11 protein-coding genes are annotated in these 16,716 nt (G+C 34.7%); 3 read left to right on the top strand and 8 right to left on the bottom strand.

What is annotated here, in order from left to right; genetic code table 11:
• Window positions 1–249: 249 nt before the first annotated feature.
• From B6S12_RS11730 to B6S12_RS09525, 3 genes are all read right to left on the bottom strand, one after another.
• Window positions 250–375, bottom strand: coding sequence for a hypothetical protein (locus tag B6S12_RS11730; protein WP_281267898.1), 126 nt, complete (start codon window positions 373–375; stop codon window positions 250–252).
• A gap of 94 nt (window positions 376–469) precedes the next feature.
• Window positions 470–1,030 carry a Fe-S-containing hydro-lyase gene (locus tag B6S12_RS09530; RefSeq protein WP_111230557.1) on the bottom strand — a complete coding sequence of 187 codons (561 nt, stop codon included), beginning with the start codon at window positions 1,028–1,030 and terminating at the stop codon, window positions 470–472.
• A 1,301-nt stretch (window positions 1,031–2,331) separates the two neighbouring features.
• Window positions 2,332–3,177, bottom strand: coding sequence for a fumarate hydratase (locus B6S12_RS09525; protein WP_111230556.1), 846 nt, complete (start codon window positions 3,175–3,177; stop codon window positions 2,332–2,334).
• A 221-nt stretch (window positions 3,178–3,398) separates the two neighbouring features.
• On the opposite strand from B6S12_RS09525, the gene B6S12_RS09520 reads away from it, so the two are divergent.
• A complete protein-coding gene (locus tag B6S12_RS09520) occupies window positions 3,399–4,802 on the top strand; it encodes a major outer membrane protein (RefSeq protein WP_111230555.1) in 1,404 nt (467 codons plus the stop codon).
• Window positions 4,803–6,565: 1,763 nt separating this feature from the next.
• Here B6S12_RS09520 and B6S12_RS09515 read toward each other — a convergent pair.
• The 5 genes from B6S12_RS09515 to B6S12_RS09495 all read right to left on the bottom strand — a co-directional run bounded on the left by B6S12_RS09515 (window position 6,566) and on the right by B6S12_RS09495 (window position 14,405).
• Window positions 6,566–7,981, bottom strand: a complete 1,416-nt coding sequence (locus B6S12_RS09515; RefSeq protein ID WP_111230554.1) for an efflux transporter outer membrane subunit — start codon at window positions 7,979–7,981, stop codon at window positions 6,566–6,568.
• Entirely contained in the window at window positions 7,971–11,102 is a 3,132-nt protein-coding gene (locus tag B6S12_RS09510; protein ID WP_111230553.1) for an efflux RND transporter permease subunit, read from the bottom strand. The genes B6S12_RS09515 and B6S12_RS09510 overlap by 11 nt, the downstream gene beginning before the upstream one ends.
• A gap of 9 nt (window positions 11,103–11,111) precedes the next feature.
• Window positions 11,112–12,251 (bottom strand): efflux RND transporter periplasmic adaptor subunit, encoded by a 1,140-nt coding sequence (locus B6S12_RS09505; RefSeq protein ID WP_111230552.1) that lies wholly within the window; start codon window positions 12,249–12,251, stop codon window positions 11,112–11,114.
• Between the two features lie 139 nt (window positions 12,252–12,390).
• Window positions 12,391–13,614 (bottom strand): carboxynorspermidine decarboxylase, encoded by a 1,224-nt coding sequence (nspC, locus tag B6S12_RS09500; RefSeq protein ID WP_111230551.1) that lies wholly within the window; start codon window positions 13,612–13,614, stop codon window positions 12,391–12,393.
• Between the two features lie 2 nt (window positions 13,615–13,616).
• Window positions 13,617–14,405, bottom strand: coding sequence for a 3'-5' exonuclease (locus B6S12_RS09495; protein WP_111230550.1), 789 nt, complete (start codon window positions 14,403–14,405; stop codon window positions 13,617–13,619).
• Window positions 14,406–14,513: 108 nt separating this feature from the next.
• Here B6S12_RS09495 and B6S12_RS09490 point away from each other — a divergent pair, with 108 nt between their 5' ends.
• Window positions 14,514–15,164, top strand: coding sequence for an HAD family hydrolase (locus B6S12_RS09490; RefSeq protein WP_111230549.1), 651 nt, complete (start codon window positions 14,514–14,516; stop codon window positions 15,162–15,164).
• A gap of 133 nt (window positions 15,165–15,297) precedes the next feature.
• Window positions 15,298–16,341 (top strand): type II asparaginase, encoded by a 1,044-nt coding sequence (locus B6S12_RS09485; RefSeq protein ID WP_111230558.1) that lies wholly within the window; start codon window positions 15,298–15,300, stop codon window positions 16,339–16,341.
• The last annotated feature ends 375 nt before the right edge of the window (window positions 16,342–16,716 follow it).

Here is a 16,716-nt window from a genome sequence, read left to right as displayed (position 1 = left end):
TAGTATCATAAAAATATTTATTTCTACCATTAAGCCTCCTTAAAGCCTTTAAAAGACAATAAAAACTGCTTAAAACACATTGGAATTTTATCATTTAACTTTTAAGATTACTTTAAAAATAAAATATGATTTATTTTTTATATTTTTGTTTAATTTAATCTTGTTTGTTGTTGTCATTGTAAGGAGCAAGACAACGAAACAAGCTAATGTTATTGCGGAGTTTCTTTAAACTCTGGCATTCTAATGATGTTACAAAAACTTTTCTTTATCATCATTGTAAAGTCTCATAAAAAGCTGTGGCAAACTAATTTTACTTGGTTTTTCTGTCATCGCAAGGCGATATAATAGCCGTGGCAATCCAAAAAGAATTGCCAAAACCTTAAGCACCCTCTTTAGACTGCCATAACTTATTTACAGCAGCAATCCTAAACTTACAAACATATCACCCACTAAAGCCTTCATTCAAGCTTTACACCTCTGCATAAGGCTCTTGACCTTCTTTATAAAAATCATTCCCCAAGCTATCAATCGCAACAATCGCAGGAAAATCCACTACACTAAGTCTAGCCACTGCTTCAGGACCAAGCTCAGGATATGCTAAAACCTCATATTTTTTAATACTTTTTGAGATAAGCGCTCCAGCCCCACCAATAGCCACCATATACACTACTCCATTTTTTTTCATACTCTCTACCACTTCAGCACTTCTATACCCTTTTCCTACCATGCCACTTACTCCTTGTTCTAGCATTTTTGGGGTATATTTATCCATTCTACCACTTGTAGTAGGACCTGCTGCTCCCACTGCTTGTTCCTTTTGCGGATTTGCAGGTGTTGGCCCAAGATAATAAATAATCTCATTACTAAAATCCACAGGTAATTTCTCTCCCCTATCTAACGCCTCTACTAACTTCTTATGTGCCGCATCTCTAGCTGCTATAATCGTTCCAGTGATTAGCACATTATCTCCAGCCTTTAGCTCTTTTACTTTCTCTTTTGTAAGAGGTGTTGTTATTCTAACAGTTGCCATTTTATCTCCTTTTATTAAATTTATTACTATTTTACTCAAAAATTCCTAAAGCCATTTTAGCTAAACTCTTTTTTCTTAACAAAACTTAATCCACCATTACAAAACCCTACATCATAGCAAAAACCTCATCATTGCGAGGCGATGTAATCACCATAGCAATCTAAATACTATTGCAAAAAACTTTCTTTTCTGCCATTGCGAGCAAATATGCAATATTTGCGTGGTAATCCATAAAGAGCAACCAAAAATCTTAAGGCACTCCCAATAGATTTACACCACAAAGCAACCCTTTAGACTGCCATATCCCATTTCGCTTCATTCACAGTAGCAAAAGACATCATCACAAAACTCAAAAAACACCCAAAATCTTTACTTTTCACAAACCAAATAACCAATTCAACTTTGCAATAGGGTTTGCAAAACCTTAAAATTTCAGGAGGAGACTAGACAAATAACCTAACTCCTATAATTTTTCTTCTAAACATTTATGCAAATCTTTACCCAAAAACAACCACCAACTTTTATCAGTTATCTAAATAAAGTATTCACATAGAATGCTACGCAAGGGCTAGACTGCTACACTTAGTTTCGTTTCGCTCATAGTGGCATATGCCATTCTGTGAGGTTTATCTCCTCTCTGTCATGTGATGCGAACCTATCTACTAAAGCAATCCAAAATCCCCAAAAACTTATTCTATCATTCTAAGCATAGCGAAAAATTTCAACATTTTTCACTACAAACATTTTCTTTTTTGCCATTGCAAGCAAATATACAACATTTGCACAACATTCCATAAAAAGCAACCAAATATTTTAAAGCATTCTTAATATATTTGCCTTACGAATAATTCCTTAAACTCTTGGTTATTCTCTTAGATTGCTTCACTTCGTTCGCAATGACAATAAAGCGTCATCACAAGGAGCAAAGCAACAAAGCAATCTAAGATTTACTTTTAAATCTCTACAACCTCTACAAAATCTCACAATTCTATTACACCGCTCAAAGCCAAATGTAAATTCCCTAGTAACACCAAAAAGCCCCACAAATCCTAGCAGTTACGGCATATAGCGGTAGCTTTTGGGAAATTTTAGAATGTTAGCGAACTTAATTGTTCGTGCATTCTAAAATCTTCCCAAATCTGCCACTAGATGTCTTGAATACGCATTTAAGCACCCAAATTCCAGCAGTTGCTGGTAGGCTTTGATAGCTTTTTAAATTTTCTAGGAGGTTAGCGGACTTCTGCGTCCGTGCCTCCTAAGAAAATTTAAAATCTCTCAAATTGCTATCACAAATGCGAATTTCAAAGTTCTCCATCTGCATGTCTTGCTGCATGGCAATTTATATTAATGCATACAGGTAGCCCCGCTATATGCGTAGCATACACCTCCACATTCACTTTCACAGCCGTATTTACACCCCCTAGCCCTTGAGGCCCCACGCCCGTTTTATTAGCAAGTTCTAGCAGTTCTTCTTCTAGCTTTGCATATTTTGGATTAGGATTTTTACTATCCACACTTCTTACAGCCGCCTTTTTTGCCAGTATCGCACATTTTTCCATAGTCCCGCCTATCCCCACGCCAATCACTAGCGGAGGACACGCATTAGGCCCAGCATACTTCACAGCTTCTAAAAACACTTTTTTTACCCCCTCTATCCCATCAGCAGGCACGAGCATTTTTAGTATCCCCTTATTCTCACTACCAAACCCCTTAGGTGCTACTTTGATTTTAAAGCCATCTCCCTCTACAATCTGCGTATGAATTACAGCAGGTGTATTATCCCCACTATTTACCCTATCATAGAGTGGATCACTCACCACAGACTTTCTTAAATACCCCTGCGTATAGCCCTCTGCTATTCCTTTATTAATAGCATCTTCTAATCCTCCACCTACTATATGCACCTCTTGCCCTATTTCTACAAAAACCACGCTCATTCCTGTATCTTGACAAATAGGCATCATTTCTTTTTTAGCAATATCTGCATTTTCTATAAGCTTACCTAATATATCTTTTCCCAAAGGCGATTTTTCACTATCTTTTGCTTTTTGAAACGCCTCATACATATCCTTTGTTACCACACAGCACGCCTCTATACAGAGATTTTTTACAAGTTCTGTGATTTTCTCACACGAAATTTCACGCATTTTCTAACTCCTTTAATAAAATTATGTTATAATCCTACTAGCCCTTAGCTTAAAACTATCCTAAAAACCCTTTAAGTTTTTATTATTAGTTTGGGTTACAGAGCTAAACTCACACACTAAAATTGATATAAATTTAATAAACAAAAGGTAAATATCTTGCATTTTGTTTTATTTTTTTATACAATTAGGTTGTAATTTCGAAATTCAATCAAGGAGATTAAATGAAATTCTTAAAATTAAGTTTGGCAGCAAGTATTGCTCTAGGTGCTTTTTCTACAGCTAGTTTTGCTCAACCATTAGAAGAAGCTATTAAAGGAATCGATGTAAGTGGTTACCTAAGATACCGCTACAATGATGATAGATATGATTATGGCAACGATTCTGTAGGTGGTAATGCTACTCATAGATGGAGAGCAGTAGCTGATTTCAAAACTCCAGTAGTTAATAATGTAGCTATCAATCTAGGTATTTGGTATAACAACGATGACAACAATGTAAATCATGGTAATGGACAACAAACAACTCCTCCAACTCCAGGAACAGGAACAGGACTTGGTTCAGGTAGCGATGGAAGCTTCGGTGTAAGAACATTCTATGCTACTATCACTCCAGATAGCACAGCTACTACTATCATGATTGGTAAGCAAGAGCTTAACACTCCTGTAACAAACGCTTATGATGGCGATAGAGGAACAGGTATCCTAGCTTTAAACAACGATATTGAGGGCTTAACTCTAGTTGCAGGTGCGTTCGATTCTTGGATGATTAATGATATTGAATTTATTGATCCAGTAACAGATCAAGAATTTGCAAACTCAGTTACAAAACCACTTTATACTTTAGCAGGTATTTATAATGTAGATACAGCTTATGGTAACTTCGGCGGACAACTATGGGGCTTCTATATCCAAGATGCAGTAGATGCTTTAGTATTCGGTGAGCTAAGCTGGAAAGGTAGCTTATTCAACGCAAAAGCACAATATAGCTACGCTTCAATCAACAACGATGCGGATTCTTTGATGAATTCTTTATATAATAGCAGTGCTGGTGCTGCAACTAAACATGCAGACATTTCTGAGTCAAACGATTTAGCAGTAATTGAACTTGGTGCAAACTTTAAAAACGATTTCCAACTTCCACTAGATATGAGAATTGGTTATATCACTAACTTCGCAGATGGAACAGCTGTAGCCCTAGAAAATGAGGGAACAAATATGGCTCGTGCAGGTAAAATCTGGTGGCAAAATAGTGCAACAGGTATTAGCACTTCAGCACTTGATGGACAAGGCGTATGGGGTATCGGTACAGAGCAACAAATTGATGTATTCTATGCAAATGTAAATTATGGATTTATCGATGAGAGATTAAATCTAGGTTTAGATTTTGCTTGGGGTAAAAATAAAATTGACTATTCTAAAAATGCTGTAGCTCATCAATCTACTAACGAGAAAAGAGAATTTATGGAAATCACTCCAACTATCAGCTGGAAACATAGCAAGCAATTAACTCTATCTACTTACTATGCATTCCTAAATACTGAGTATTCAGGCAAAGTTTGGGAAGGTTCAAACCAACCTGATGAAGATAGAAACAGATTCCGTGTAGAGGCAAAATACAGCTTCTAATCCAATCTGTCACTGCGAGAGGTTCTCCCTCTCCTCTGTCATTGCCAAGCCCTTTGGGGCTGAAGCAATCCAAAATCCTCCTTATATTCATACCATAAACTTTCATCATTACAAGAAATCCATCATTTTTAAAAGTTTAATTTGTCTTTTTATATCAATCAAGCAAACTCTACCTTATTACTATTCTAGATACTTAAACTCTTTTTGTAAGTCCCCACCCTATCATTGCAATAGCTTTCTTTTTTTGTTATTATAAATCTCTCCCTGTCATTGCGAGAAAATATACAATATTTGCTTGGCAATCTAAAAACAACAAAACTAAAATTATTAATATTAATATTATTTACACTTGCATTAAATAAGAAGAATTTATTTTAAAAACAAGATTAAAGAAAGATTTTAAACTTTGCAACCCTTTTAAAGGGTTTAAAGTCTTAAAATTCCTTTTTAAAAGATAAGAAGTAAAAGCTAAACTAAATATTATTTAGCCTCCTTACCCGCTTTATCTTCCAAAGACTAATTTTAATAGTTTTAAGCATAAGTTAAGCGGGTTTTACTTAGAATATTCTTATATGCTTTAGTTTGCTTTAGTTATAGTTGCTTTAGAACTATAACTAGAGTAATTAATAGTATCATAAAGATATTTATTTCTACCATTAAGCCTCCTTAAAGCCTTTAAAAGACAATAAAAACTGCTTAAAACACATTAGAATTTTATCATTTAACTTTTAAGATTACTTTAAAAATAAAATATGATTTATTTTTTATATTTTTGTTTAATTTTATTATTGCTTTTTATTTTATTACTATAAATTCCTCTTTGTTGGTTATTGTAAGGAGCAAGACAACGAAACAAGCTAATGTTATTGCGGAGTTTCTTTAAACTCTGGCATTCTAATGATGTTACAAAAACTTTTCTTTATCATCATTGTAAAGTCTCATAAAAAGCTTTGGCAATCTAAAAGAGTAACCAAGAGTTTTAAAGTATTTCAATAGAGTTTTACCCTATAATACAAACCCTTTAGACTGCCACGCAATGCTCCACTGCTTGCAGTGACATGAAAGGGCATCAATATAACAAGTTTTGTTATGTATCATTCTAAAGATATCCTTTTGTTATTTTAAGGCTTTAGCTAAACAATCTTTAAAGTTAAGATTTTAAAAGAAGATTTTCCAAATAAGAGATATTTCGCTTCGCTCAATATGACAAGGTGGAATGTCATTGTAAACGCAACAAGCAATCTAAAAGGAGCTATCAAGAGTCCCAATCTAATGTCATTGCGAGGCGATGTAATAGCTGTGGCAACCCATAAGAAACGGAAGAACCTTAAGGCAACCCTATAGACTGCCACGCAAGTCGTTTCACTGCTTGCAGTGACAAGGTTGGAATTTCATTGTATATCTATGTATTATTATTGCAAAAAACATCAACAAAGAAGATTTAAAATATCCTAAGGTAATTAGATTACCACGCAAAACTACATTTTGCTCATAATAACTTAGTGAGGGCAACTTTTACAATGATAGAAATAGACTCTCTTGCAGTGACTGGAAAGAAAGACTGTCATACTTCGCTTTGTCCGCACTGACAAGATAAAACCGTTATTGCAAGTTCTCCTCTGTCATTACAAAACCTCGCAAGAAAGCTGTAGCAATCTAAAAAGAGCAATCAAGCATCTTAAAGTGTAGCTCTTTAGACCACCACGATCTACGCTAGTAACATTATAGATTATTTAATGCTAACAATAGTTAGATAAAGAGTTTTACTCTTTATCCTCATAGGTGGCTTTATCCCATCCACCTCCAAAAGATTTATACACATTAATCGCCGAACTCAAATGATCTAGCATAGCACTTTGCTCTTCTAGCTCTGCAGCAAAAAGCATTTCTTGTGTATTTAGCACTTCAAGATAGTTTGTATAACCCTCTGCGTAGCGTAACTCCGCTAAAACTAAAGTGCGCCTTAATGCCTCCACTCTATCATTAAGACTTTTTAATCTTTGCTCACTCATAGAATAATTAAACAAAGAATCTCTAACCTCTCCAAACGCATTTCGCACAGTTTGAGCGTAGTTTAGCACCATTTCTCTATATTGGGATTTGCTAAGCTCTACATTTGCACTTGTTCTACCAAAATCTAACAAATTACCTAAAAAATTACCGCCATAATTCCAAGTGGATGAAGAGTTTTTAATAAGCTCATTTAGTTTTGGATTTACATATCCTGCCATTCCTGTTAAAGAAATTGTTGGAAAATAAGCACTTCTAGCTACTCCAATAGAAAAATTAGCCGCCTTTAAATCCTGCTCTGCTGCCTCAATATCTGGGCGTTGTTCTAATAACTCTGAAGGTAGATTAACTGGCACAATGGGGGCTTTTGGTAAAGCCTTAGCTTTTGTAGGAAGTTCTACTTTAAAAATCCCCTGTGGATCTCTTCCTAGTAAAATCATCAATGCAGTTTGTGCGGAATTTTGCTCCATTAAAAGACTTTGAAGCTGTGCTCTTACATTTTCCATTTCTGATTTTGCTTGTTGCATATCAATTTCTGAAATCTTTCCTGCCTCATATTCTTTTTTTCTATACTCATAGCTTTCTGTGCGCGCTTTTAGCGTATTTTGCGAAATCTGCACTTGATTATTGATAGTCAAAAGTGCAAAATAGCTTTCTGCCACTCCTGCTACAAGACTTAGCATAATCGTATCGCGTGAAGCTTTAGTGGCTAATAAAGTAGCATATGCACTTCTATCAGTATCTCTTGCCCTTCCCCACAAATCTAGTTCATAGTTAAAAACAGCAGAAAGCGAGAAATTATTATAATTATTTGGTTTATTGTTTTGTGGGTTTGCTTTATTTCTCGTAGCTTCTCCTTGTGCTGAAATACTAGGATAGCGATCGCTTCTTGCATATCCCCACATACTTCTAGCTTGTGATACTCTCTCCATTGCCACAGCTAAATCGTAATTATTTTCTAAAGCTTCTTTAATAAGTGCGTCTAAGTCTTCATCTTCAAAGTCTTTCCACCATGTTTGTGAAACCATAGCACTCATATCTAACTTTGGATTTTCCACTTCAAAACTTTGTGGCAAATTTGTAGTGGGTTTTTCATATTTTGGAGACAGAGAACACCCTACAAAGAGCATTCCTGCACCAAAAGTTAAAGCAATGATTCTATTCTTCATGTTTGCCTCCAAAGCGTTTTGCTAAATACTCGCTAAGTCTTGCAAAATAAGTAAAAAATAGCGGAATAAAGAAAGTTGCAATAAAAGTTGCCGCAAGCATTCCTCCTATTACACCCGTTCCAATAGCATGACGACTTGCAGCACCTGCGCCCGTGCTAAGAGCAAGTGGTAAAACACCAATTGTAAATGCAAGCGAAGTCATCACAATAGGACGGAATCTCAACCTCGCTGCTTCAATAGCAGATTCATAAATATCTTTTTTCTCCACTTCTCTTGCTTGCATTGCAAATTCAATAATCAAAATGGCATTTTTTGCAGCAAGTGCAATCAACATTACAAGTCCGACATTAAAATAAATATCAACATTAAGTCCTCTTAAGTAAGTAGCTAAAATGGCTCCAAACACCGCAAAAGGAACGGCCGTTAAAACCGCTATAGGCATAAGCCATCTTTCATATTGAGCTGCTAAAATCAAAAATACAAACACCAAACCAAAAACAAAAGCAACCATTCCTGTTCCGCTTGTTGCTTTTTCTTGATAAGAGCTACCTGACCAAGCAATAGTATAACCCTCCGGTAAAATCTCATTAGCTACTTCTTCAATAGCCTTTAGCGCATCGCCTGAAGAATATCCCTCACCTGCATCCCCCATAAGTTTTGCCGCCGGAAAGAGATTAAAGCGTTCTAAAATATCTGGCCCAATCACACGCTTAAAACTAACAAGTGAGCTAATAGGGACTAATTCTCCATTGCTTGAACGCACAAAAACATTCCTTAAATCATCTGGACTTTCTCTAAAAGCACTCTCTGATTGGATATTGACTTTATAAGTTCTACCAAAGAGATTAAAATCATTCACATAATAAGCACCAAATGTAGCTTGTAGCGTAGAAAAAACATCGCTCACATTTACGCCTAAAGATTTTGCTTTTTGCCTATCCAAAGTTACGCTATATTGTGGAACATCTACGCTAAGTGTAGTTCTAACCCCTTTTAATTCTGGTCTTTTGCTTGCAGCCTCTAGCACCATTTGTGTATATTTTTGTAAATTTTCAATAGAACCACCTGTTCTATCTTGAATATACATCTCAAATCCATCTGTTAAACTAAGCCCCATAATGGGTGGTGGGTTTAGTGCAAAAATTACTGCGTTTGGATTTTGCATTAAAGCACCTGTTAAGCCATTTGCAATCATTTGAGAATGCTGACTCTCTTCCTTTCTTTCTCCCCAATCTTTAAGCTTCACAAATGCAGTTCCCCCAAAGGTTCTTACTGCACTTGAGAGCATATCATATCCTGCTAAAGCCATTACAGCTTCTACATTAGGATTAGACCTTACGGTTTGCTCCATAAAAGAAGCTGTATTTGTAGTTTTACTTAACGCAGTAGCTGGAGGAAGTTTCATAGAAACCAATAAAATCCCTTTATCTTCTGAGGGAACAAGTCCTGTTGGAACTTGTTTAAAAATTCCATAAGTAACTCCAATAAGCCCAAAAAACAAAATCACATATAGCAATCCTCTTCTAATGGCATGGGCTACTTTTGCAGTAAATTGATGGGTGAGCCAATCAAAAAATTCATTGAATTTTTTTACAATATAAAAAGGTTTGGGTTCATGTGTTTTTAGGATAGATACACAAAGTGCTGGGGTTAATGTTAAAGCAACAAAACCTGAAATAACTACTGAAATTACAATAGTAATTGCAAATTGCCTATAAATCTCTCCTGAAAAGCCCCCCATAAATGCTACTGGGATAAAAACTGCTGAAAGCACCAAAACAATGGCAATAACTGGGCTTGCTATCTCATCCATCGCCTTTGTTGTAGCTTCTTTTACAGAAAGTTTTTCCTCATGGATAATCCGCTCTACATTTTCAATAACAATAATCGCATCATCTACAACAATACCAATGGCTAAAATTAGCCCAAAAAGCGTTAGCAAGTTTATAGAAAAGCCCAACATATACATTCCTGCAAACGCACCAATAATAGAAACTGGCACAGCAAGAACAGGAATAATTGTCGCTCTAAAATTTTGCAAAAAGAAATAAATAACTATTACAACCAAAATGATTGCTTCTATAAAGGTTTTAATCACTTCTTTTACAGATACATTAACAAAAGCTGTTGTATCATAGGGAATTGCATAAGTTAATCCATCTGGAAAACTTTTGCTAAGTTCTTCCATTTTGCTATTTACTGCTTTGGCTACATTAAGTGCATTAGCTCCTGGTTGCAAGAACACACCAAAAGCAACTGCTGGTTTTCCATTATAAAAGCCATTTACACTATAATCTTCTGCACCAAGCTCTACCCTTGCAACATCTTTCAATCTCAAAGATGAACCATCTGGATTTGTGCGGATAAGAATATTTTCAAATTCTTTTGCACTTGTAAATCTTCCTTGTGTGGTTACAGAATAGGTAAATTCTAAATCATCTCTTACTGGCTCCTGCCCAAAAGCTCCTGCAGCAAATTGAGAATTTTGCTCTTGAACGAGTGCAATTACATCTGATGGAGTTAAATTGTATTTTGTGAGTTTATCTGGAGAGAGCCAAATACGCATGGAGTATTCCTCTCTACCAAATAGTGTCGCATCCCCCACACCTTGTATTCTTTTCAACTCATCTAAAATATTAATGGTTGCATAGTTTGCAATATAAGTTGCATTTTGGCTAGGAGTATCTGAAGAAAGAGAATAAACAGCCAAAATTGTAGAAGAACGCTTATCCACTGTTACACCCATTCTTTGCACTTCTTGAGGGAGCTGACTAAGCACTGCTTGAACGCGGTTATTGACATTAATGGTTGCTTGATCTGGATCTGTTTCGTTTGTAAAATAAACATTTATAGAAAGATTTCCACTTGAAGTAGAAGAAGATTGCATATAAATCATTCCCTCTACACCATTAATGCTATTTTCTAAAATACTTGCAACACTACTTGAGATAACCTCTGCATTTGCACCTGGATAGGTAGTTTGCACTACCACTTGTGGTGGAGTTACTTGGGGATACTCCTCTACCGCTAAAGAAAAAATAGATAAAGAACCTGCAATTACAATGATAATAGACATTACCATCGCTAAAACAGGACGATTAATAAAAAACTTTGAAAACATCTATAAGCCTTAACTAGCCATTTTAGTATTTTGTGCAGGATTAGTTCCACTTGGTGCGGAATTCATAAGACGCACTGGCGCATTTGGTTTGATTTTAATAAGCTGGTTTGTAATAATCTCATCGCCCTCATTCAATCCTGATTGCACTAAAAAGCTATTATCCACAGCATTGCCTAAAATTATACGCACCTGCACTGCCTTGCCATCTACCACTTTATAAACATAACTTCCTTTTGCATCTTGTAAAACCGCAACTTGCGGGATTGCAATAGCATCTTTTGCAATGAGGCCTTGCAAACGGATTCTTGAAAACTCGCCCGGTATCAACAAAGATTCTTTATTTTCTACAATTGCACGCGCCTTAATAGTAGATGTGCTTGTATCTAACACACCATCAAGAAAATCCAAAACACCTTCTTTTGCATAAATTTGCCCATTAGGCATAATATATTGGATTTTTAAATTATCTCTATTTAAATTTCTTAAAAAATAATAGTCATTGCTAGGAATAGAAAATTCAGCATGGATTGGATCTAACTGTGTAATAGTTGTTAGCACATTATTGGCTCCTGCACTTCCTACTAAATCGCCTATATCATAATTTTTAATACCAATTTTTCCACTTGCTGTTGCTACAACATCTGTATATCCCAAATCAATAAGTGCATTATCTAAATTTGCCTTAGCATTTGCAACAGCTGCACTTGCACTCTCATAAGCTGATAGTGATTGATCACGCTCTTTTGGACTTAAAGCCTTTTGACTAAAAAGCTTTTTAGAACGCTCCCAATCACGATTTGCCTCTTTTAATGAAGCTTGTGCGGATTGCAACTGTGCTTTTGCAATATTTACATTTGCCAAATACTTTGCAGGATCAATTTTAAAAAGCTTATCGCCCTCTTTAACAAACCCACCTTCAATAAAATTTTGCTTCAAAAGCGTGCCCTCAACCCTAGCATAAATATCAACGCTTTGAAGACTTTTTAATTGCGTTGGGTATTCAAAAGCCACTGCAACATCACTTTTATGAACCTTAAAAGTGCTAACAGGCAAGGACATTGGAGCTTGCTGCTTCTGCTCTTTGGAACAACCGCTAAAAATTGCAAGAGAGCAAAAGGCTAAAGCAAGTAACTTATGCATCGATTTCATGGATTTCTTCCTTAATTTCCCCTTCTTTGAAAAAGAGTTAGTTTGTTTTGTAATAATTGTTACAAAAATAAATTGTGATGTATATTTTAATCACTTTATGTTAAACAAACATAAAATAAAAATGGATTTGTAAAATATTTTAACTATTTCTATACTTGTAATCCTCATAGCTAAAACTTTTCAATAATTCAAATTCTCCATTTTTACGGATTATTCCAATACTTGGCAAAGGAACACCATTAAAAGTATTGTTCTTAACGATTGTATAATGTATCATATCTTCAAAAATAATCCTATCGCCTATTTTTAATTCCTCTTCAAATCCATAATCTCCTATCACATCTCCTGCTAGACAAGTAGGCCCTCCTAGCCGATAAGCATATTTGGCTTCTGATTTTAATTGAAGTTGTTTGTGTTTGGTTTGTGCTTTTGCAAAAAAACTATTTCTTACCATAGGACGATAAGGCATTTCAAGACAATCTGGCATATGTGCAGCCGCACTTACATCTAAAAGTGCAATATCAATTCCATTTTTAACAATATCTACCACACTTCCTATTAAAAATCCTGTTTGCCAACCAATCGCCTCGCCTGGCTCTAAATAAACCTGTTTATGATAGGTTTTATTGAATTTTTTAATAATCTTAATAAGCAACTCTACATCATAATCTTCCCTTGTAATGTGATGTCCCCCACCAAAATTAATCCATTGCATTTGTGGAATAAATTCCCCAAAATGCTTAACAAAATGCTTTAAAGTCCTTTTTAATGCATCACTATTTTGCTCACAATGGGTATGAAAATGCAATCCTGAAATCCCTTCTAATCCGTATTTTTCCACACCTTTTTGAAATTCCTCCTTATTAATTCCAAGTCTTGAACCCTCTATGCAAGGATTATAAATCGCAGGAGTTACCTCACTATATTGAGGATTTACCCTAAGTCCTATTTCAATCTTTGCTCTTTTTTGCACTTCTCTTTGTTTATTTTCTTCTAAAATATAGTCCTTATAAGTTTGCCACTGCAAAAAAGAATTAAAAATAATATGGTTTGAGATTTTTACAAGCTCTATAATCTCTTCTTTTTTATAAGCAGGAGAGAAAACGCTCACTTCTTTTTGAAATTCCTCATAGCCCAATTTTGCTTCATAAATACCACTAGCAGTAATCCCACTTAAATACTCTCTTGCAAGCGGGAAACTTCTCCATAGTGCATATCCTTTAAGTGCTAAAAGCACCTTAGCACCGCTCTCTTTCTCTACTCTTTGTAAAAGTTTTAAATTTTTTTCTAGCTTTTCTTCTTCTAAGACATAGCAAGGACTTGGGATAGACTGATAATTTTTAGGATAATTTTTACTTAGCATTTTTATTCCTTACTCTTATTTTTATTATTTTTGTTTTGTGAAAATTGTAATGAAGCTAATTGTAGCAAATCATAGCTTGTGTGGATATTTTTTGGAAGCCTTTTTAAACAATATTGAAAAATCTCTAACGCTACTTTGCAATCTTCTAATGCACGGTGTAATGGACTATGGTAGATACCTAAAAATTCATTCAAAAAAGCAAGAGAATATTTTTGCGCGCTAAAAGTATTTTGTGCAAGCTTAATCGTGCAAAGAGCAGGATTATACAAATACCCAAAGCCATGCTTATGCATAGAATGACTAAGAAAAGAATAATCAAACAAAACATTATGTGCCACAAAAATGCTATCTCCTAAAAAAAGCTTGAAAGCTTCCAAAACTTGATGGAGTGGAGGCGCATTTCTTAGCATTTCTTTTTGGATACCTGTTAGCTCTACAATGTTGGGCGGAATATATTCACAGGACACAAAAGAGGAAAAAGTCTTTTGCACTTTGCCTTTTTGATAAAGAATTGCACCTATTTCAATGGGTTGGTGAATTTTTGGATTATGTCCATTTGTTTCAATATCCACAATACAATAAGACTCTTCGCTAATTTCTGTAAGTTTAGGACGAAAATAAACTTTATCATGTGCAAAATACAGAGATATTCCACTGTTTTTTATAAGTTCTAATTCGCTTTCTTTGTCCGCAAATAAACCTCCTATACGGCAAAGCTTACTTTCAAACTCGTTCAAAGAATTTGGACGCACTACTAAAGAAGATATAAGACTATCATAGCGTTTTGGCATATTTTCTACTTTTCTAAATAAAATTAGTTTATTTTAACAAAAAGCGGATTGTTTTAGCTAAAATTTGATAAATTACGATAAATTTTTACATAAAGGCAAAAAACTCTTATGAGAAATAGAATTATTTTATTTGACTTAGATGGCACTTTAATTGATTCTACACAAGCAGTGTTTGAATCTTTTTGCCATTCTTTTAAAACTTTAGGAGAAAAAGAGCCTAGCTTTAACGCAGTAAGCTCACAAATTGGACACACTCTAGAAGATATGTTTCAAACTCTAGGCGCTAAGAATGAAAATTTACAAAAACATATTGATGTTTATAAAGAACATTATAGACAAATTTGCAATGCAAAAACACAGCTTTTAACTCACGCAAAAGAAGCTATTTTAAAAGCACACACATTCGCTACCTTAGGGGTTGTTACCACAAAAACTGGCAAATACTCTAAACTCCTTTTAGAACATTTTGATGTTTTGCAATATTTTGCCTGTGTGGTAGGACGCGAAGATGTAACCTATGCAAAGCCCGACAAAGAACCCATTTTAAAAGCTTTAGAGCTTATAAATATCCCTTTGCAAAAGAATCAAATTTTTATGATTGGAGATACTCCATTAGATATTCTTGCAGCTTCCAATGCGGGTGTGAATTCTATTGGTGTGCTAAGCGGTTATGCAAGCAAAGAGACTTTAGAAAAATACACAAACACTCTTGCAAAAGATGCACTAGAGGCTGTTTGTATGATTGAAAGAGATTTATAAAATTACATTTTTAAACAATACTATAATAAAATTAAAATTTTTGATTTTATTTAATTTATTTTTGTCTTATTATTTTATTATAATTGAATAAGCCTTAAATTTTAAGGCAAATTTCATATTGGGGGCAAAGATAATGAAGAAAATTTTACTTTGTTTGGTGGCGTTATTTTTAGGAGTAAGTATGCTAGAAGCTAAACCAAAAATTGCGATTTTAGCAACAGGAGGAACAATTGCAGGATCCATAGATAGTGCAGTGGCAACTACTGGCTATACCGCAGGGGTAGTAGGAGTGGATGTTCTTATAAAAGCAGTTCCACAAATCCAAGATTTAGCACAAATTAGTGGCAAACAAATTGCCAATATTGATAGTTCCAATATGCGTGATGAAATTTGGCTAAAACTTGCAAAAGAAATCCATACACTTTTTAAAAGCGGAATTGATGGGATAGTCATCACACATGGAACAGATACCATGGAAGAAACCGCTTATTTTTTAAACCTCACTTTAAAAAGCGATAAGCCTGTAGTGCTAGTAGGTGCTATGCGTCCTTCCACTGCAATCAGTGCTGATGGTCCCAAAAATCTCTACAATGCAGTAGCTCTAGCAGCTAGCAAAGAGGCTAAAGGCAAAGGTGTAATGGTGGCTATGAATGATAAGATACTTAGTGCTAGAGGTGTTGTAAAAACCCACAGCCTTAATGTAGATGCGTTCTCTTCACCAGATTTTGGGGATTTAGGCTATATTGTAGATGGGGAAGTATTCTTTTACAATAAGACTTTAAAAGAACACACCAAAGATACTCCTTTTGATGTAAGCAAGCTAGAAACTTTACCCAAAGTAGATATTCTTTATACCTACTCTAATGATGGAAGTGGCGTAGCTGCTAAAGCACTTTTTGAAAATGGCACAAAAGCTCTTGTAATTGCTGGAAGCGGTGCAGGAAGTATCCATGAAGATCAAAAAAATGTCCTAAAAGAACTTATGACAAAAGGTTTAAAAGTAGCTATTAGCTCAAGAGTTGTTGCAGGAAGAGTAGCAGTAAGTCAAGCAGATAAAAAGCTAGGCTTTATTAGTGCAGAGGATTTAAATCCACAAAAAGCTAGGGTTCTTTTAATGCTCGCTCTTACAAAAACGCAAGATCCTAAAAAAATACAAGAATATTTCCTAAAATACTAGTTTTTTCTTTAACAAAGCCTATCAAAGAGGCTTTGTTATCTAAATTTTTATTCTATATCCTTATTAATAACAGCACAAAGCTTTCTAAAAAGTTTTTAAAAATATCATAAACTCCAATTAATAATAAATTTTATTGCTTTATTACTTAATTAATATTATAAATAAACACAAATATAAATAATGATTAATATTTGTAATAAATTTCAATGTAAATAGCCTTAAAACTCCTAAAATAAGCATTTTTGAGTAAAAAGGATACTTTTTGCTAAAAACTCATAAATTTACCCCCCCCCCCCCCCCCACACAACAAAAACAAATATAAAAATCACATTTAATACAAACTTATTCCATAATTTCTTATTTTTTTTTTTTTTT

This window comes from Helicobacter valdiviensis (assembly GCF_003245365.1).
GTDB lineage: Bacteria > Campylobacterota > Campylobacteria > Campylobacterales > Helicobacteraceae > Helicobacter_D > Helicobacter_D valdiviensis.
The sequence above is the reverse complement of the archived record's forward strand: the minus strand, read 5'-3'. Positions and strand labels throughout refer to the sequence as shown.

Bases quoted from the DNA above. Each gene is read 5' to 3' on its own strand.
- B6S12_RS09530 (WP_111230557.1), bottom strand. From the start codon at position 1,030: ATGGCAACTGTTAGAATAACAACACCTCTTACAAAAGAGAAAGTAAAA.
- B6S12_RS09525 (WP_111230556.1), bottom strand. From the start codon at position 3,177: ATGCGTGAAATTTCGTGTGAGAAAATCACAGAACTTGTAAAAAATCTC.
- B6S12_RS09520 (WP_111230555.1), top strand. From the start codon at position 3,399: ATGAAATTCTTAAAATTAAGTTTGGCAGCAAGTATTGCTCTAGGTGCT.
- B6S12_RS09515 (WP_111230554.1), bottom strand. From the start codon at position 7,981: ATGAAGAATAGAATCATTGCTTTAACTTTTGGTGCAGGAATGCTCTTT.
- B6S12_RS09510 (WP_111230553.1), bottom strand. From the start codon at position 11,102: ATGTTTTCAAAGTTTTTTATTAATCGTCCTGTTTTAGCGATGGTAATG.
- B6S12_RS09505 (WP_111230552.1), bottom strand. From the start codon at position 12,251: ATGAAATCGATGCATAAGTTACTTGCTTTAGCCTTTTGCTCTCTTGCA.
- nspC (WP_111230551.1), bottom strand. From the start codon at position 13,614: ATGCTAAGTAAAAATTATCCTAAAAATTATCAGTCTATCCCAAGTCCT.
- B6S12_RS09495 (WP_111230550.1), bottom strand. From the start codon at position 14,405: ATGCCAAAACGCTATGATAGTCTTATATCTTCTTTAGTAGTGCGTCCA.
- B6S12_RS09490 (WP_111230549.1), top strand. From the start codon at position 14,514: ATGAGAAATAGAATTATTTTATTTGACTTAGATGGCACTTTAATTGAT.
- B6S12_RS09485 (WP_111230558.1), top strand. From the start codon at position 15,298: ATGAAGAAAATTTTACTTTGTTTGGTGGCGTTATTTTTAGGAGTAAGT.